The sequence below is a fragment of the Aquidulcibacter sp. genome (assembly GCF_044346625.1).
Classification (GTDB): Bacteria; Pseudomonadota; Alphaproteobacteria; order Caulobacterales; family Aquidulcibacteraceae; genus Aquidulcibacter.
This window is the reverse complement of the sequence record NZ_JBIIYV010000063.1, coordinates 1-16,825: the sequence shown is the minus strand read 5'-3', so window position 1 is coordinate 16,825 and position 16,825 is coordinate 1. Positions and strand designations below refer to the sequence as shown.

The window sequence follows — 16,825 nt, the reverse complement described above, 5'->3', positions numbered from 1 at the left end:
CCGGTTTGGAAGGACGCATCTTTTTCTTCAAAGATCATCACATCGGTCTTTGGGTCTTCGCCCACAATGTGGCGCATGATTTTAGCAACGCGGAAATTGTCATCCAACAAGCAATAGAAGCAGGTCCGGCCGTCTTTGGCCCAAACCAGGCCCGCAGAGGCACCTTCAATCTTATAGGGCAGATCAGAGCCATTGGCAGTAGCACGGAAGCGTAAGGTGACTTTGTTGCCACCTTCATAGTCAACGAAATAGGCCAAAAGGTCTTGATCGGGGCTTTGTTCCCAATCCTGTAAGCGCCAGAACTTCTCGCCCTTGGACTCTTTGTCGCCATCGATCAAAATTTGCTCGGCACCGGTTGCTTCGCCTGTGGCTGCGTCCACAGCCTTGCGGTAAACGATGGGATACTGGCCGCCGGTGCGGAAGCGCGTGGCATAGGCCCAAGCGCCGTCGCGGGCGGGCACACTTGAATCATCCTGCTTGATTTTGGCTTTCAGCTCTTCAAACAAATCCGCGCGCAACTTTGCGGTCGGGTCCAAAAGCACGCTCTTGGTATAGGCATTTTCCGCTTCAATATGGGTACGGATGTCAGCACCCAGCCTAGAGGGATCATCAATGACGGCCTGCCAGTTAGTGTCGCGCATCCAGTGATAATTGTCCGTACGCGTTTGGCCATGCTGGGTAATCTCATGGGCCACTTTCTTGGCTATTGGCCCAAAGGGCGCACCGCGGCGAGGGGCAGCAGATTGGGCGAAGGCGGGTAAGGCGGTTGAAGCGGTCATAGCGGCACCTGCAAGCAGAACAGATCGGCGGTCAATTGATTGTTGCATTTTGGTCTCCCAAACACGTCAAAGCGTGCGTTCCTTGATCAACGGCATGAGCAATCCTAAGATGGCCGTCAAGTTGCAATTCGTTCATCTTGACGCGGATAATGACATTCCTGCTGTTTGGGGTATAGCTGTCTCATGGCCCAACCCACTTTGCGTCAATTATCCTTTCTGACGGCAATCGCCGAGCACGGCTCTTTCGTGGCCGCCGCTGAACAAGCCCGTGTCACCCAACCATCCTTGTCTGCGGCAATCAAAGAGTTGGAAGCCACACTGGGCACGAAGTTGATTGAGCGAGGCCGAAGCGGGGCAACCCTTACCCCTGCTGGCGAGATTGCTGCCGCGCATGCCCGGGTCATATTGTCGTCGGTCGATCAATTGGGCGAGGCGGTCCAAGACGCGGCAGAACCTTTGACGGGTCCATTTCGATTGGGTGTTATCCCGACCATCGCGCCTTTCTTTCTGCCTAAAGTCCTGCCGCGCGCGAAAGAGGCGTTCCCAAAGCTTAAACTCTATCTGCGCGAGGATTTGACGGGTCGTTTGATCGATGGTCTCCGCGCACATACCCTCGACGCCGCTTTGATTGCGCTACCCTATGAGGCCCAAGGCATCGACACCTTGGCTTTGTTCGACGATGAATTTCTGTTTGTCGGTCCCCCAGACCATCCGCTTTCCAAAAAGGCAGTTTTGTCCGCTACAGACTTAGAAGGTGAGCCGGTCTTGTTGTTAGAAGACGGTCATTGCTTGCGCGACCACGCGATAGGCGTATGCGGTATTACAAGGCCCGGTCAGGAAGAAGTGCGTGCGACATCCTTGTTTACGTTGGTGCAGATGGCGGCTGGGGGCCTTGGCATTTCCCTTCTGCCCAAAATCGCAGCCGATGCTGGCATTGCCGCTGACGGGCTTGTGGTGCGGCCCTTCACCCCGCCGGTGATTGGCCGTCAAATTGGCCTGGCTTGGCGGCGCAGTTCCGGTCGCCTCATCGAAATCAAGGCACTTTCGGGGATTTTGAGATCGGCATGACCGACGCTTCGCTGCGGCTCGCTGTCACAATTAGCTTGCTTGGCTTGTTCGCCGCATGGGAATATTTAGGCCCAGCGCGGCCGTCTCAGGTCAGTCTGGCCCGCATTGCCCGCCACGGAGCGCTCTCGCTACTGGGGTCAGTTGTCTCACGTCTTGTGTTGGCTGGTGGACTGGCTTCAGTCGCAAGCTTTGTTCAACAGATCGACTTTGGCTTGGTGAACTGGCTGCAACTAACCGGGCCTTGGGTCTGGGCCGTGTGTATTTTGATCTTGGACTTTGCGGTTTGGGGTCAGCATGTTCTTAGCCACAAGATCCCCTTCTTCTGGCGGATGCATCGCCTGCATCATTGCGACGTTGTGATGGATGTAACCACGGCGCTGCGTTTCCACCCTTTCGAGATTATTGCTTCCTTGATTTTCAAAGCCAGCGTTGTCGCGCTACTGGGCGCGCCACCTGCATTGGTGTTTGCCTTTGAGTTAATACTGGGTGCTGGAGCCTTGTTCACCCACGCCAATATTGCTTTGCCCAAAGCTTTAGACCGCACCTTGCGTTGGCTGTTCGTGACGCCAGCCATGCATTTAATCCACCATAATCCCAACCCGGTGGCCACCAACAGCAATTATGGCTTTAGCTTTTCGTTCTGGGACCGCCTTTTTGGTACCTATCGTGGCGATGCCCCACTGCCGGCGCTGCCATCCGGCTCTGACATTGGCTTAGAACACTGGCGTGGGCCGAAAGATCAGACGCTCAAGGCCATGGTCCTGAACCCGTTTGCCTAAGCCTTATTGCGCGACAAACCGGATCGCTTGACCACCGCCTGGTGCCAAGCGGATGTCGAGCACTTGGTCACGCGTCACCGTCTTTTCCTCAATCACAATGTCGAGCGGATTTTTGTCCCAATCGGCTTTGGGTCCATCGCGATAGATTTGGGCCTTATAGGTTCGCCCGGCATCAAGGAAGATTAGCGGTACTGTCAAACGCCGAGCATTTTCATCGGTGATCGCACCTAGATACCAATTGTCGTTCGCACGATCTTTCCGCGCGATGGTGACAAAGTCGCCCACTTCGCCATTTAAAGCCCGTGTTTCCGACCAATCGACGGGCACATCCTTGATGAATTGGAATGGACGGGGATTGGCCAGATAATGCTCAGGCAGGTCCGCTGCCATTTGGATGGGGCTGTAGAGCGTGACGTAGAGTGCCAATTGCTTGGCAATCGTGGTGCGGGCCCGGTGACCTTCCTGGGTGGGGTTGATGGCAAATATACCGGGGGTGAAATCCATCGGCCCAGCCAGCATGCGCGTGAATACCAAATTGACTTCATGCTCTGGCGGGTTCTCGGGATTGCCCCATGCATTATATTCCTGACCGCGTGCGCCTTCGCGCGAGACCCAGTTTGGATAAGTCCGACGTAAGCCTGTATCTTTGATTGGCTCATGCGCATTGATCGCGATTTTGTGGCGAGCTGCTGTTTCAACAACGCGGAGGTGGTGGCGCACCGCCTCTTGGCCGTCGTGCCATTCAAATACGATCTGACCATTGGCATCGCGATAGCGCGCACCGCCTGCATCGGCGACATAGCCAGTCTTGACGCTGTCAACGCCCAAGCTCTCGTAGAGGGCAAAGGCGGCTTCCATTTGCGGCTCGTAATTGGCGATATTGGCGGCGGTTTCATGATGGCCGACCAAATGAACGCCCTTAGACTTTGCGTAATCTGTCACGGCTTTCAGATCGAAATCGGGATAAGCGGTGGTGAAGTCAAAGCCGGTTTCACCGCCAAACCAATCGCCATCCCAGCCCGTGTTCCAGCCTTCGATCAACACGCCGCGAAAGCCATGTTCAGCAGCAAAATCGATGTAGCGCTTGGCATTTTCCGTCGTTGCGCCATGCTTAGGGCCGCTGCCCCAGGTCGATTTGTTGATGTGCATCTCCCACCAAATGCCGACATATTTAGACGGCTTGACCCACGACACATCACCCAAGGCATTGGGCTCATTGAGGTTGAGGATCAAATGGCTCACCACGAGGCCTGCGGCATCATCGCTGATCTGGATCGTCCGCCAAGGGGTGGAGAAAGGGGCGGTGCGCACGACTTTCGCGCCGCGCGAACTGGGCGAGAGCGTCGAGATAAATCTTGTGCCCCCGGTATGGCGCAACCACATCGACGAGTAATCCACCAAAGCTGCCTCGTGAAAGGACAAGTGCAGACCGCTCTTCGTCCGCACGGTCATTGGGGTATGGGCTTGGCCAACTTCGCGGATTGGGGTGCGATTATAGAGATATTCATAGCGGTTCCATTCCCCTGCTGGCTGCCACCAAGCGGTGCCATCCTCCGCAAGATTGAACTCGGTCAATTCTTCGCTGATGGCGACGTGTTTCAGGTTTGGCTGGTCTGGAAAATGATAGCGGAAGCCGACGCCATCATCATAAACGCGGAAGGTAACAGAAAACTGCCGCGGTGCGCCTCTACCATCTTGAAATGTGACGGTCAGTTCGTTGTAGCGGTTCACGATCGACTTGGTCTCGCCCCACGGCAAGTCCCAAGTCTCGTCAAACGAGCGCGTGGTGTGGCTGATGGCAGAAAGTGAGCGGTCGAACTTCGGTGCGTTGGTGAAGAGAAAGCCCATTTTCGACCGCGTGATCACGGGCTTGCCCGCGCGGCTGATCTGATAGGTGGCTTCGCCGAAAGAGCTTCCAACCGCCACCACAATTTTTCCGTTCGGTGAGGTGGCTTTAAAGGCCGGGTCGGCGAGAGAGGGACTTGCCCAGATCAAGCACAGGCAGGCGATCAGAAAACGCAGCATAATGGTTCCCCCCGGAGACAGACGTCCGCGCTTGTGTTGTCGCACATTGGCTTCTTCTGGCAAGCGGGACTGGCTGTTGTGATTAGCCCAATGTCCAACCACGTCGGGCACAAGCGGCCTGCAGGGTATTTTGAAGGAGGCAGGCAATAGTCATTGGCCCAACGCCGCCCGGAACCGGCGTAATGGCACCAGCGACTTCAAAAGCCTCGTTAAAGGCGACATCGCCAACAAGGCGCGTGGCACCGGGGCCTTTAGCGGGATTGTCGACGCGGTTGATCCCGACATCGATCACTGTCGCGCCGGGCTTGATCCATGCGGCCTTGACCATCTCTGGACGGCCCACGGCTGGGACCAAAATGTCGGCCGAGCGACAGACAGATGCGAGGTCGCGTGTGCGCGAGTGGGCTAGCGTAACGGTGCAATCTTCAGCCAAGAACAAGAGCCCTGCTGGCTTGCCGACCAAAATAGAGCGGCCGACCACGACGACATGAGCGCCGGTCAAGTCGCCTAACGTGAGCTTGGCCAAGATGACGCAGCCTGTTGGCGTGCAGGGGCGCAGGCCCGGGCGACCCAAAACCAGTCGTCCGGCTGAAACTTCGGTTAGGCCATCCACATCCTTGGCAGGGTCAATACAGGCAATGACTGCGTCACTGTTTAAGCCAGCCGGCAAAGGTAATTGGACGAGGATACCGTCAACATCTGGATCAACCGAAAGGGCTCTGACTTGGCTCTCAAGTTCCGCTTGGCTAACGCTGGCGGGAAGTTTGATCTCGCGGGAGACCATGCCAGTGGCTTGCGTCCGTCGGCCTTTATTTCGCACATAGACTTGGCTCGCAGGGTCATCGCCAACAAGCACCACACACAGGCAGGGGGGCGTACCATAGGCTTGGATCAGCCTCCCGACGTCGTGCGCCACTGCTTGATCGACAGCCTCTGCAATGGCTTTGCCGTCAATAATCCGTGCGCCCATGGGAAATCCTCGCCTCAATGTCAGTGAGGCTTTTCTCTATCCTGTGTGGCCCTGCTCAAACAAGATCAGGGCGCTGCGTTCTGATCAGAAAGGAATGAGGGGAACAGCGAAGTTTTGCAGAAACTGGATCCCGATGATCAAAACAACAGGGGACAAGTCCACGCCGCCGAGAGTGGGTATCACTTTACGGATCGGCTTAAGCACGGGCGTTGTTAGACGTTCGCACGTATCATAAATTGTCGCGACAAAGCGGTTGCGCAGATTGATCACGTCAAAGGCGACAAGCCAGCTCATGACGGCCCCGGCAATCACGACCCAAAGGTAGAGACCTAGAACCGTATTCAAAAGCCATTCAACTGGACCCATGACATTTCTCCTTGTGTGGCAGAGTGCGCCGCTAGCCGCCCTCAAGTGGGCGAAAGCAGACCTCTATTCAAGGGGTTTGCTGTTTATCCTGTTCAAATTGAAGGGAGAGAGCTGCTTGCAAGGGGTGGGTGCTTGCGGCGGTAACGCCCTGTTGCGGCGACGCACAAGCCAGAGTTCGAACAATTTCGAAATGCCTTGTCTTAGGTTCTAAAGATGATGTAGCTAAGGGCGGTGAGAAGCCGCTGCTGGCCACCAGTTTCGATTTTTGGTCAAATCCAAGGGCAAAAAGCGGCGTAACCTCGCCGACCTGACAGATCACACGGTAACTGCTTAAGGTCTTGCTATCCCAGAGGCCGTTTGAAAGGCCTTTCTTGGATTCGCTCGCAGTTCGCCTATCAGCGATCAAGGTAATCAGCCGAGCATTCGCTTCTGTGGGAGATGATGCATCACCACCGCCTGTTATCGCGTAAATGATCTTTTCCTGGGGCTCGACAGCTGCAATGAGCCATGCAGTCTCACCAAAGGCCTTGATCCGACCAGCGTAGGCCGTCTCACAATCAGCCAGGGTTGGAAAGTCCGAGAGGGCTGATGGCTCAATGCTGGCGCTTGCCCGGGCAGCGCTCGTATCGGAGAAGGCAAGCAATAGCTCTATTTGGCGTGTGATCCGGGTAGCATCAAAGCTGCTGTTTGGTGCAATGTTCCAAGTTGGCTTCTTGGGGTCTTGGCGGCCCTCATCCATCAAAGTTGAGAGGGCGCTTCGCTGGCACAGGGTAGGGCTTGGTCCGGCTGACCTGATTGCGACATCTGTCAGCTGCTCTTCATTCTTATTGGTCTCGCCACGCCCGCGAAGTTGGCTAATCGGTTGGGAAATGGCAGTTCTGGATGGCTCTGCCTGAAGTTCGGCAAGCGCATTTTGTGCCAGCTTATTGTCTGGCTGCATGTGCAAGGCTTGTCTTAGATAAGCTTCAGATTGAACCTTGTTGGCGGGTCCAAAGAGACCCATTTTGAACATCAGCCCCAAATTGGTGCAGGCTATCGCGTTTTGGGCATTGCAGGCACGATCCATAAACGCCTTCCCAGTTTGCACGTCTTCAGCAATGCCAATGCCCTGCACCAACATGAGGCCGACCCCTTGGCAAGCATTGGCATTCCCGAGCTCGCATCCGCGTTTGAACAGGCCGGCACTTTGCTCCGGCGTCGCAAGTGCGGCTTGGCCCTGAATGATCAATTCGCCTGCAAATGCGCACGCGATTGCGGTGCCCTCCTGGCAGGCCCTGTCTGCCGCAAGGAAGGCTGCATCCATTGATCCATTGCTAATGGCGACCTGAGCGCTGACCCAATGACCGTTTCCACTAGTCGTAGTGGTTCCAACAGCACCTGTTCTGGGATCTGTTACTTGTGCCTTTACTTCATTGGAGAAAGTGAAAGCCAAAGCGAAAACAATTACTAGAATGAAAGGCTTATTCATGGCTGTCCTTAAACCTTTCCTCACCGTTCATCCCACTTTGAGCTTATACGCGCAGTTGGATTAATGGGAATAGGACTGTATCATAAGCGGATAAAGAGAAGCTTCTATGACATTCTAGATTTTCGGAACTGGAAAATCTATACTTAGAGGACGTGGCAGAATTATGTTTGATTTCATGTTGTCCAATCAAACTCTCCTGAGATACACATTTTTTCGTCAGAACACATATTCTTCTTTGTTTTTTACTTGGGTGATGTTAGTTTTTACTGAGTATTAATCAAATATAAATTTACTTATATAAAATAAAATCTATGATTTACAATGTTTATAGCCTTAAATTAAAATTGTATCGAATGTAAAATCGAAGTTTTATTGAGTTTGTGCGAGTCTGTTCTCACTTGATGAGGATGGTTTCGTGCAAATACGCTTAATCCGCTTTCTCCTGATAAGCCCAATTGTTTGGCTTGCAGCTGCGTGTGCAACGGTGCCACCTTCTGGATTGGTATCAAATACAGCCCCGCAACTTGCTGCTGGGCCAACCGGTGGCAACGAGGCCAGCCCAGTTGAGCGTGGAGCACCTGTGGAGGCGGCTATTAGCCAAGCGCGTTTAGTACAAGCTGACGATAATCGAGTGGCGGTCTTGCAAAGCCGGAGCAATCCGGTCGATCAACGCGCTGCAATTCATGGCCTTGGATTTGGTGCACGGGAGACGCCACCCGAAGGCCTTTTGGATTTTTGCTCTCGGCAGCCGAACGAGTGTGGCCAGACGGTTCAAACCTGGCCAGCCCGCCCCGAGACAGATGGGCTGATGCGGATTGGTTTGGGGCCAGACCTCACGGACATGCCAGTTGTAACCCCACCAAAGGTGAAGTTAGTGCGACCTATTCGCGGATTTGCAGCAACAGCTACAGACATCGAAACGGTCAATCGGGTCAATCGGCAGATCAATCGCGCCATGGTTGGGGTAACCGATCAAGCGGCATTTGGCCGGAACGAGTTTTGGACGATGCCACTCACTGCACCAGAAGTGCGCAGCGTTAGGAGCAAACCACTGGCTGATTGCGAAGACTTCGCGCTTGAAAAGCGAAGGGCTCTGATGGCTGCCGGAATTCCTGAGTCTGCGATTTACCTGGCGGTGGCCGTATCGCCGCGTACGAGCCTGCATGCGGTCGTTATTGTGGCGACTGATCGTGGTGACTTGGTGTTGGATAATTTGAACGATTGGCTGTTGGGATATCAAGAGACGGGCTATACATGGGTAAAGCGGCAATCCACGACGTCGCTCTTTGATTGGACCGACGCCCCGGTCGCCATATCAACCGGGGTGCGGATGGCAAGCCTCTCGCAGTCCGCCCGCCAGTTAAATGAAGCCCAAGCGACTGTAACGAGCGCAGCGGACGATTGGAGCAAGCCAGGTTCCATTGCGCAGGAAATTAGCGGCGGTCGATAGACGCCTTGGCGGCCATTTATTGCAGCATCGCGCGCCTGTTTGGCTCAAAATAGACCATGGCGGCAGCTTTGCCTTAGCAAATGCAACCAAATTGATTAGACTGTTGCATACGACCCCTGATAAATGTCCTCTCAGTCGAGAAGGTGCTTTGGCGTAAATGTCTTTTTGGAAATGGCCTAGACAAGATACGGCACGTACCCAATTCATGCCTGATGGTAAAATCGCCTATGCGATTGGCGATATACACGGCAGCGTGGGACTCCTGCATGCGATGCTCGATGCCATCGCCGAGCGCCACCTGGCGGAGGAAACTGAAATCACTCCGGCCATTATCTTCTTGGGCGATTATGTGGATAAAGGCGATGACCCAAAGGGTGTTATTGATGCTTTGATCCAAAGGTCACAGGATCAACGCTTCACTTGGGTATTCCTTAAGGGCAATCATGAAGATGCGCTTTTGACTTTCCTGCAACATCCGGAGTTTGGACCTCAATGGCTGCAGTTTGGCGGTGCGCCCACCCTACACTCTTACGGCGTGACCCCACCAACGGCGCGGGCGGAGCCTGAGGTTTGGGTTGAGACTGCGGAGCAATTCTTGGGCTCAATTCCGTCCGACCATATGGAATTCTACCAGAATTTGGGCTTGGCTTACCGACTGGGAGGCTATTTCTTTGTCCATGCGGGGATACGGCCCGGCAAACCGATAGAGACCCAGAAGGATCAAGACCTCTTATGGATCCGGAGCGAGTTTTTAGAAGATAGGCGGGCTCTTCCATTTATCGTCGTCCATGGGCACTCGCCGGATATGGAGCCTTATGCCGATCATCGCAGGATCGGCGTTGATACGGGTGCTTATGCGACAGGGCGGCTGACTGCGGTGCGGCTAGAGGACGAACGGGTCGATTGGTTGCACGTCACGAGATCCGACATCAGATCGGAATAGCTCTTGCCGCAGGCTGATGTTCTTAGGCCTTAACGTGACGGCCACCTTTAGGTGATTAATAGGGTTTTGTTGCAGTGGCATCCAGCGGAACAGACTTCGAAGAATAAAAGGGGCGATCGTCGTGCGTGTACTAGTTGTCGGTGGGGCGGGCTATATTGGAAGCCACGCTTGTAAAGCGCTCCACAATGCAGGCCATCAGCCTATCGTTGTTGACAGCCTTGTGTATGGCCATCGAGAAGCCGTAAAATGGGGGCCACTCGAAGTCGGCGACATTGGAGATGGGGCTTGGCTGGATGGTGTTTTCACTTGCCATAAGCCCGAGGTCGTCATGCATTTTGCTGCCTTCGCCTATGTCGGCGAATCCGTAACTGACCCTGCCAAATACTATCATAACAACATCACCGGAACCCAGACCCTTTTGGACGCCATGCGGCGCAATCATGTGTCGAAGCTAATCTTTTCGTCTACCTGTGCCACCTATGGCGAAGTGGACAGGCTGCCCATTCTGGAAGACACGCCCCGAGTCCCGATCAATCCCTATGGCTATACTAAACTAGTTGTTGAACACATGATGGCGGATTATCAAGTTGCCTATGGTCTGGCGTGGGTCGCCCTGAGGTATTTCAATGCCGCGGGTGCCGATCCTGACGGCGAGATCGGCGAGAGTCACGACCCGGAGACCCACGCCATTCCTTTGGCGATTGCAGCCGCCCTGCGCCGTGGCGACGGATTTAAGGTCTTTGGTTCCGATTATGATACACCAGACGGTTCAGCCTTGCGCGACTATATCCATGTTACCGACCTCGCAGACGCCCATCTGAAAGCAATGGACTATCTTTTGAGAGGCGGCAGCCCGACGGCCTTTAACTTGGGGACCGGAAAGCCGACTTCGGTCTTTGAAATTATCAATGCGGTTAGCCGCATAACGGGCTCGAACCTGCCGCATGATATTGTCCCGCGCCGCGCCGGAGATCCACCCGCGCTTTATGCGTCGGCAGTTAAGGCAAAGACCTTTTTAGGTTGGGAACCTATCCATTCCGACATTGATACAATCGTCAGAACAGCCGTTAGCTGGCATCGCCAGCCCGTCTATTAAGTACAAGTTTGCTGTAGGTGTATTCAGCCGGAATACGGTTAGAGTTGCGACGTCGAGGCTGCCGCGAAAAACCAGCCGCAGCCACTAATGCCGTCCACTGGAGCAGGCCAATCCCGCTCATCGTGTAAACCGTTGCCTCGCCCATTGCGCACAGAATGAATAGGAACGCCATGGATCGACCGATGGGCCCGGTCGCTGACACCCGCGCCAGAACCCAAAAGAATAGCCCAAGCCATAGAGGTGCGCCAAGGATGCCGGTTTCCTCCACTATGGCAACAAAGCTGTTGCCTTTGTCCGAGAGAATGACGAACCTGCCTTCTGTTTTGAGCACATGAAGGTTTTCAGCCGCGACCGCAGGATCAATTAGGCGGGGGTCTGAAGGCACTGCAAAGCCGATTCCGGTCGCGAGATTTGCTTCGATATTGCTGAAACTGCGCGCTAATGGTCCGCTACGAGAACTTGCGTAACCCTCGAGGCTAAGGACTTGCTTTTCTGCCCCGGGGGCAATTTGCACCGCTGAAGTGTTGCCCGCAAACCAAAGAGATCCGACGATCGCAGCCACAAACACCATGGCTAATAGATGTCTTTTGAGTTGGGAGAGAACGCTTTTGCGCGGCGGGTGTCGCAAGATGTTCAGGCTTGGAATCTTCGCTGCCCCGCGACGCATTAATTCCAAGGCGGCAACAATTAAAATGGCCGCCAAACCGGTCCTGCTCCACGCCGCCCAGATCAAGGCCACAGCCCCAATTGTTCCAGCAACCCTTAACCATAGTGGCAAGCGCCGCAGATTTAGCATGAGGAGCGCCATGGGGGCCATACAGAGCCCAAGGATCTGCGGCTGCCAGACTACGCCATTCAAATCCACGCGGTTATAATCATAACCACCGCCTTGCATTACGATAAAGGCGGATCCAAGTGCAAGGGCTGTTAGGACGCCGGCTACCGCATAGGCCCCTTCATAGGCATGGGTGGAAGGCCGAAACAGATTGTCGAGCCAAGTCAAAAGGATAAAGATAGGAACCAGGAACTGGGTAAGCCCCAACAGGGTTGTTCGAGCATCGGTGCTGGTGGAAATTGTTACCACAACAGCCAGTGCAATTCCGCAAAACAGAAGAAATGAACTACGACTGATTTTCCAGTGACCGCTCATCAATAAAAAGCTGGCTTGCAGAGACGCAATGGCAATCAGGGCTTCTCCCATAAGAGGAGTTTCCCTTTGCAGTCCAAACAGCGACAAACTTCCCTGGGGTAGGATAGCCGCCAAACTAAGCAGAGCTAGAATTGATGTTGAGGGCCGCATCATGGAGATGCAAAGCATGGCGGCAAGTACGAAGCTCAGCCACGGATTGATTAAAATGGTAGCGCCGCTGATTAGCCCGATTAAGGCAGATCGCCAAAATGCACCGGGGCGCGTGCGGGCCTTCCAGGTAAATGTCGCAGGCAAAGGCGGCAGTGCGTTCATGCGCTTGGCTCGTTGCCCACTACAGGCCGTCTAGCGCCCGACTCTTGGGAGCCTCGCGTCGTGGTAGCGGCGCAGGTGCCGACGATGAAGATTTCTGCGCGCTCTGCGCCTGCTGCATTGAGGGATTGGTCGCAGTTTTAGCCTTTGGAATCAACGCAGAAATGTCGGGGTCCGGCATCAAGCCATCCTTGCCGGGCTCTGGCAGTTCGAATGGGGTTGTCGCCTCTAATGTGTCCACGCCATCGGCATAGGCTTGCTGTGATGCAAGGGATTCAGCACGCGCAAGAGCTCGGGTTGTTTGACTCGCTTGGTTGAGATCCTGTGCCTGTGTGGCCAAATTGCTAGCACTGCTGCTCGGCAAGCCATTTGCTTCACTTTGGCTTTGCGAAAGCGCCGCCGCAGCCGCTGCCGACAAGACTTCGCCTTCCGCTATTCCCAATTCCGGCGCAGTTGCTGCAGCTTTTGTGGGCCAAGCCTCTTTCCCTGTATAAGAGTTGATAAAGGCGATCGGAGTGCCACCTTTTCCTTTCCAGGTATAGAAGATATGTGTGCCGATCTTGGTCAATTTCTTCAAGGAAGGTGCCCATCTCGGGGCAACCCAATCGGTGTGATAATGCGTCGAAAGACCCACGTCTGCTTGCACATAGCCAGTCAGGGCAGCATAGGCGACACTTTGCGCGCCGCGCCAGCGGCGTCCTGATGGAGGCTTCCGTAGTGCGCCGTCGCAGGTGAATGTAAACTGGCAACCCGTAGTACGCTCAGAGCCTTGGAAGACAACACCGCAGATAGAATGGGGCCACGCAGGGTGCCGCATGCGATTAATCACAACTTGAGCAACAGCATGCTGACCGTTTAGGCTTTCGGACCCTGCTTCATAATAGACTGCCAAGCTCATGCAATGCAGCGCGCGTGCCCGATCGGTCGGGTTACTTGCGGCCAGAATGAAGGGACGTGCTGGCGAGCCTATATCAGACGAGAATGGCAGGGATTCGTTGAATTTGCGTGCTTCTTCCTTTGAAACATTGGCATAAACTGAAGGGCTGTTCACCGTTTCTTCAACGTTGAACTCGGCTAGGTTCCAATCAGGCCTGTCAGACCCGAAGGCCAATTCCAATGGATCTTCCGGAATAGGAGGCACAGCTGGAAGGGGCGGCAACTTATCGATGCCTTGTGGCAATTTCGGTTCTGGGCTGTAGCTGGTCCAAACCAAGACACCCAGTGAGCCAAGCACAAGGCTAGCTACACCGGCCAGCGCAATCATGGCTGGCGCGCGGTTTGGGCGAGGCCTGAAACTCCCTGGCAAATTCATCGATGTATCACCCGATTACCGAAATTAGGACGCTTGCTGGGTCCGGAAATGAGAAGCTTTGCGAAGATAAGCAATTTCGATGCCGCCAATGGATAAAACTGTCGTGATTGATCCAGATTGCCCATTGTGGATGGGGATCTATCCTATACCTTATCGGGCTCTAGATGAACCCCAGCTTAACCCCCGTATGCTGATGAGGGGTTCTTTGAGTTCCACACCTCTGGCCTTGCTAGTTAAACACAGATGGGGCAGATGCGCGTTGCACTAATGGGCCGCTAATGGTTCGGCATAGGATCATTTCCTTCTGGGGACTTGGGTTGTGGTAACTGGCTCATCCAAACGCATTCAGTGGATCGGACGAAATCGGACCGGCAAGAGATCGGCACTGCCGCGCAGACCTTCAGAATTTGAGCAGCTATGGCAGGAGGTGATTCAACCTTGGTTGTGGCCAAGTTTGGTGATCGGACTTCTGCTGGTGGCGATCTACAGGCAGGGGGCAGAAACGCCACTGGATACGATGCTGTTTGCTGCCGCTGCGTCACTTGCATTGATTTTAGCGCTATTGGACCGGAACAATCTAAAAGCGTTAGCAAAATTACGGGACTGGAAATGGGCGGCCATCGGTCTGTTGGCTGTTTGGATGGTGATGCTCCTTCAATTGCTGCCAGTCCCATTTCTTTCCGGCAACACCGAGCTCTGGGGTCGAAAGCAATCAGTTACAGTGGATCCAGACCTGACTTTCCGCGCCATTGTCGGAATGGGTTCCGCCGTGGCATTTTTTGTCTTTGGTGCCATTTTTGCAGCCGACCGACAGCGGCGCGAAATTGTCCTGCTGCTTCTGGCCTTGATGCTGCCTTTCCTATTCTTCCAAGCCTTCGATACGTACCTATCCCGGGCATCTCTTTTTGATGTACCAGATCAGAAATCGGCGGTTCGGATGGAAGGCACATTCCTAAATGCCAACACATTCGCAATCATGATGGTTCTCTTTTTTTCATTTAGTGTTGGCGCGTTTCTCTCCGAGAGCAGGGCCTATAAAGGTAAGGAGCGGGTCTGGGTCCGTATCCTCGCAATGCTTATGGCTATCGGGGCTGCCGCCTGCATTTATTTGACCATGTCACGCGCAGCTTGGCTTTTGTCACTTGGCATTTTGTTTGGCTTGGCGTGGCTATTGAGGCCTGCTTCTCGCGTCCAGACCAGTCTGTTTGGCTTTTGTGCCTTACTTGTCTTGTTGATTATTTGGAACTCTGCCGAACAATTGGGTCTTTCAATTCGGCCGTTGGATTTGTCACAGGGCTTTGACGGCCGATTTGGAGATTGGCAGCCAGGGTTAGACTTGACCGGGATGCGGCCAATTTTGGGTTGGGGGGCAGGCACATTCGCTCGTGCTATGGAGCCAGTCCGCGAGATCCCTATGACTTCATCATCTTTGATTGTGATAACGCCTCAGAATTCCATCCTCCTGATTACCTCAGAAACTGGTCTACTTGGCTTGGCAGCTTGGACTGTTTTGTTTGTCGGCATTTGTCTGTTTGCCGCGAACGGTTTGCGTCGCCGGTCAGCATCGCCCACTCTGGCGGCGGCTTTGATTCTTGGTGCAGCCGCAGCTCTTGTTCAAAGCTTATTCGATTTTCCCATGTCGATACCCGCTATCGCCGCACTTTGGAGCTTTATGCTGGGCTATAGCGGCGGGCTCGGCGGGAAAACCCCGCACAAGCATTCGTCCTACAAAACCCACAACTCAGCAATGAGACGCCGAGCCCCTAGCCCCCGGCACATTTCTGCTTAATCCGCTCCAGCCTCAGGGCTGTCGCCAAAGCTGGACCCTGTCCGAAGGTCCCAACAAATTCAATTGTCTTCGGGCGACCCCAGCGCATGCATAGGCTTTCAGCATCGGCTAAGGCCAAGAGGCGAGCTTCCGGACCTAACCGATCCCAGCCTGCTGCCGCGATTGAAAGTCGCCAATCTTGAATCGTTACGTCGTAGGGAGCCAATTTGTACCAGGACATGAAAAGGTCATTGAATGTGTCGGGTGACTCCGGTTTGCGAAGGGCCAAATAGGTTTCCCGCATCCGGATTGACGGTCGCATTGGCGCCATCTCGCGGGCACGTTTTAGAGCCACCCGCGCCGCAGTAGCATTAGCTCGGAGATTGAGCTTCAAGAGGCGGTCCGCCTCTAACTCCCATAGGCGAGCATCGCGCGGCTCTTTGAGGTCAAAAGCTGCCTGCTCCATTTTGGCTTGTGCAGTTGGTCCTTTGCCGAGGCCAGCATAGATATCAAGGCCGATTGCTGCGCGCTCGCCCCGCAAAGTTTGGAAGGCGAGGAAGCTGCCTCCTAGCACTAAAGCTGTCCCAATAGTGGCAATCCCTATGATGCTCACGCCTGCATTGCGCATCCGCACTATCCTTAGTCTTGGGTCAAAATTGGTGCCTTATAAGGCCCTGATAAGACTTTTTGTGGCGACGGCAATGCAGCACAACACAGGGAGGCTTTGCTGCAGTGCCGGTATATGGTTTTCATTTGGCGTTGATCTTTAATCACCTCCGGCCGGCTAGCCATTTCTGGTTTCCGTATCTGAATTGCCACATTTTTAATCAAAATGATCAGAAAGCAATCTGGGGATGACCAGCTTCCTTCAGCTTCTGATCTAGAATGTTGTGCCCTTATCTAATGACCACCCGCATGAAATGCTTATTATATAGGGGTTTGCTCCCTGGGAGACTTCATGCCACGTCCAAGAATCTGTATCAGGTGATCACAACGCATACATGTTCCGCGAGTTCATTTACCCTTGCGATTTTATCCTGAAGCCATCATTGAGAACCTTCTAGGGACAAGCATAGAATTTTGTGAGTTTATTAATGTCACGTTATAGAGCTGAATTGGTGCCGAAGGCCTCTGGGCGTCGTCCGTTGCCCCGACCTGTTGTCCAAAAACCTGATGCTACAAAACCCATGTCGCGCCTAATGGCTGTGAAGAGATCCGACGTGAGGAGGGGACGTATGTTGAGTATTGATCGGATGGATGGATTATATTCTGGTGGTGACACGTTGGTGTCGCGTGTGAGCGGCTATGGAGCGAAGCGTTGGTTTGACGTGGGTGTTAGCGG

Annotated in this window: 14 protein-coding genes and 1 pseudogene; 7 read left to right on the top strand and 8 right to left on the bottom strand. The window is 54.1% G+C overall.

Features of this window, described 5'->3' with window-relative positions; all coding sequences use genetic code 11:
* Positions 1 to 827 (bottom strand): annotated as a pseudogene (locus tag ACIQ20_RS13230) (S9 family peptidase); the annotation flags it as partial.
* Between the two features lie 135 nt (positions 828 to 962).
* Here ACIQ20_RS13230 and ACIQ20_RS13225 point away from each other — a divergent pair.
* On the top strand, positions 963 to 1,847 hold the full coding sequence (locus ACIQ20_RS13225) for a hydrogen peroxide-inducible genes activator (RefSeq protein ID WP_395781032.1): 885 nt from the start codon (positions 963 to 965) through the stop codon (positions 1,845 to 1,847).
* Positions 1,844 to 2,626 carry a sterol desaturase family protein gene (locus ACIQ20_RS13220; RefSeq protein WP_395781030.1) on the top strand — a complete coding sequence of 261 codons (783 nt, stop codon included), beginning with the start codon at positions 1,844 to 1,846 and terminating at the stop codon, positions 2,624 to 2,626. The genes ACIQ20_RS13225 and ACIQ20_RS13220 overlap by 4 nt, the downstream gene beginning before the upstream one ends.
* A 3-nt stretch (positions 2,627 to 2,629) precedes the next feature.
* On the opposite strand, the gene ACIQ20_RS13215 is transcribed toward ACIQ20_RS13220, so the two are convergent.
* The 4 genes from ACIQ20_RS13215 to ACIQ20_RS13200 all read right to left on the bottom strand — a co-directional run bounded on the left by ACIQ20_RS13215 (position 2,630) and on the right by ACIQ20_RS13200 (position 7,455).
* Entirely contained in the window at positions 2,630 to 4,651 is a 2,022-nt protein-coding gene (locus ACIQ20_RS13215) for a glycoside hydrolase family 97 protein (protein ID WP_395781028.1), read from the bottom strand.
* Between the two features lie 82 nt (positions 4,652 to 4,733).
* Positions 4,734 to 5,621, bottom strand: a complete 888-nt coding sequence (folD, locus tag ACIQ20_RS13210) for a bifunctional methylenetetrahydrofolate dehydrogenase/methenyltetrahydrofolate cyclohydrolase FolD (RefSeq protein ID WP_395781026.1) — start codon at positions 5,619 to 5,621, stop codon at positions 4,734 to 4,736.
* Between the two features lie 84 nt (positions 5,622 to 5,705).
* A complete protein-coding gene (locus ACIQ20_RS13205; protein WP_395781025.1) occupies positions 5,706 to 5,987 on the bottom strand; it encodes a YggT family protein in 282 nt (93 codons plus the stop codon).
* 67 nt (positions 5,988 to 6,054) lie between these two features.
* Positions 6,055 to 7,455 (bottom strand): tetratricopeptide repeat protein, encoded by a 1,401-nt coding sequence (locus ACIQ20_RS13200; protein ID WP_395781024.1) that lies wholly within the window; start codon positions 7,453 to 7,455, stop codon positions 6,055 to 6,057.
* 415 nt (positions 7,456 to 7,870) lie between these two features.
* Here ACIQ20_RS13200 and ACIQ20_RS13195 point away from each other — a divergent pair, with 415 nt between their 5' ends.
* From ACIQ20_RS13195 to galE, 3 genes are all read left to right on the top strand, one after another.
* A complete protein-coding gene (locus ACIQ20_RS13195; protein WP_395781022.1) occupies positions 7,871 to 8,905 on the top strand; it encodes a transglutaminase-like cysteine peptidase in 1,035 nt (344 codons plus the stop codon).
* A 157-nt stretch (positions 8,906 to 9,062) separates the two neighbouring features.
* Positions 9,063 to 9,848, top strand: a complete 786-nt coding sequence (locus ACIQ20_RS13190) for a metallophosphoesterase family protein (RefSeq protein WP_395781020.1) — start codon at positions 9,063 to 9,065, stop codon at positions 9,846 to 9,848.
* A gap of 121 nt (positions 9,849 to 9,969) precedes the next feature.
* Entirely contained in the window at positions 9,970 to 10,944 is a 975-nt protein-coding gene (galE, locus tag ACIQ20_RS13185) for a UDP-glucose 4-epimerase GalE (RefSeq protein WP_395781018.1), read from the top strand.
* On the opposite strand, the gene ACIQ20_RS13180 is transcribed toward galE, so the two are convergent.
* Entirely contained in the window at positions 10,916 to 12,145 is a 1,230-nt protein-coding gene (locus ACIQ20_RS13180) for a hypothetical protein (protein WP_395781016.1), read from the bottom strand. The genes galE and ACIQ20_RS13180 overlap by 29 nt on opposite strands.
* A 115-nt stretch (positions 12,146 to 12,260) precedes the next feature.
* On the opposite strand from ACIQ20_RS13180, the gene ACIQ20_RS13175 reads away from it, so the two are divergent.
* Positions 12,261 to 12,440: a hypothetical protein gene (locus ACIQ20_RS13175; protein WP_395781014.1), complete on the top strand. Its 180-nt coding sequence runs from the start codon at positions 12,261 to 12,263 to the stop codon at positions 12,438 to 12,440.
* Here the strand turns inward: ACIQ20_RS13175 and ACIQ20_RS13170 are convergent.
* Positions 12,426 to 13,715, bottom strand: coding sequence for a cell wall hydrolase (locus tag ACIQ20_RS13170; RefSeq protein ID WP_395781012.1), 1,290 nt, complete (start codon positions 13,713 to 13,715; stop codon positions 12,426 to 12,428). The genes ACIQ20_RS13175 and ACIQ20_RS13170 overlap by 15 nt on opposite strands.
* Positions 13,716 to 14,172: 457 nt before the next feature.
* Here ACIQ20_RS13170 and ACIQ20_RS13165 point away from each other — a divergent pair, with 457 nt between their 5' ends.
* Positions 14,173 to 15,504 (top strand): O-antigen ligase family protein, encoded by a 1,332-nt coding sequence (locus ACIQ20_RS13165; protein ID WP_395781010.1) that lies wholly within the window; start codon positions 14,173 to 14,175, stop codon positions 15,502 to 15,504.
* On the opposite strand, the gene ACIQ20_RS13160 is transcribed toward ACIQ20_RS13165, so the two are convergent.
* Entirely contained in the window at positions 15,479 to 16,111 is a 633-nt protein-coding gene (locus tag ACIQ20_RS13160) for a hypothetical protein (RefSeq protein ID WP_395781008.1), read from the bottom strand. The genes ACIQ20_RS13165 and ACIQ20_RS13160 overlap by 26 nt on opposite strands.
* Positions 16,112 to 16,825 lie beyond the last annotated feature (714 nt).

Excerpts from the sequence above, each read along its gene's own strand:
- ACIQ20_RS13225 (WP_395781032.1), top strand. The coding sequence starts at position 963 with ATGGCCCAACCCACTTTGCGTCAATTATCCTTTCTGACGGCAATCGCC.
- ACIQ20_RS13220 (WP_395781030.1), top strand. The coding sequence starts at position 1,844 with ATGACCGACGCTTCGCTGCGGCTCGCTGTCACAATTAGCTTGCTTGGC.
- ACIQ20_RS13215 (WP_395781028.1), bottom strand. The coding sequence starts at position 4,651 with ATGCTGCGTTTTCTGATCGCCTGCCTGTGCTTGATCTGGGCAAGTCCC.
- folD (WP_395781026.1), bottom strand. The coding sequence starts at position 5,621 with ATGGGCGCACGGATTATTGACGGCAAAGCCATTGCAGAGGCTGTCGAT.
- ACIQ20_RS13205 (WP_395781025.1), bottom strand. The coding sequence starts at position 5,987 with ATGGGTCCAGTTGAATGGCTTTTGAATACGGTTCTAGGTCTCTACCTT.
- ACIQ20_RS13200 (WP_395781024.1), bottom strand. The coding sequence starts at position 7,455 with ATGAATAAGCCTTTCATTCTAGTAATTGTTTTCGCTTTGGCTTTCACT.
- ACIQ20_RS13190 (WP_395781020.1), top strand. The coding sequence starts at position 9,063 with ATGTCTTTTTGGAAATGGCCTAGACAAGATACGGCACGTACCCAATTC.
- ACIQ20_RS13180 (WP_395781016.1), bottom strand. The coding sequence starts at position 12,145 with ATGGGAGAAGCCCTGATTGCCATTGCGTCTCTGCAAGCCAGCTTTTTA.
- ACIQ20_RS13175 (WP_395781014.1), top strand. The coding sequence starts at position 12,261 with ATGGCGGCAAGTACGAAGCTCAGCCACGGATTGATTAAAATGGTAGCG.
- ACIQ20_RS13170 (WP_395781012.1), bottom strand. The coding sequence starts at position 13,715 with ATGAATTTGCCAGGGAGTTTCAGGCCTCGCCCAAACCGCGCGCCAGCC.
- ACIQ20_RS13160 (WP_395781008.1), bottom strand. The coding sequence starts at position 16,111 with ATGCGCAATGCAGGCGTGAGCATCATAGGGATTGCCACTATTGGGACA.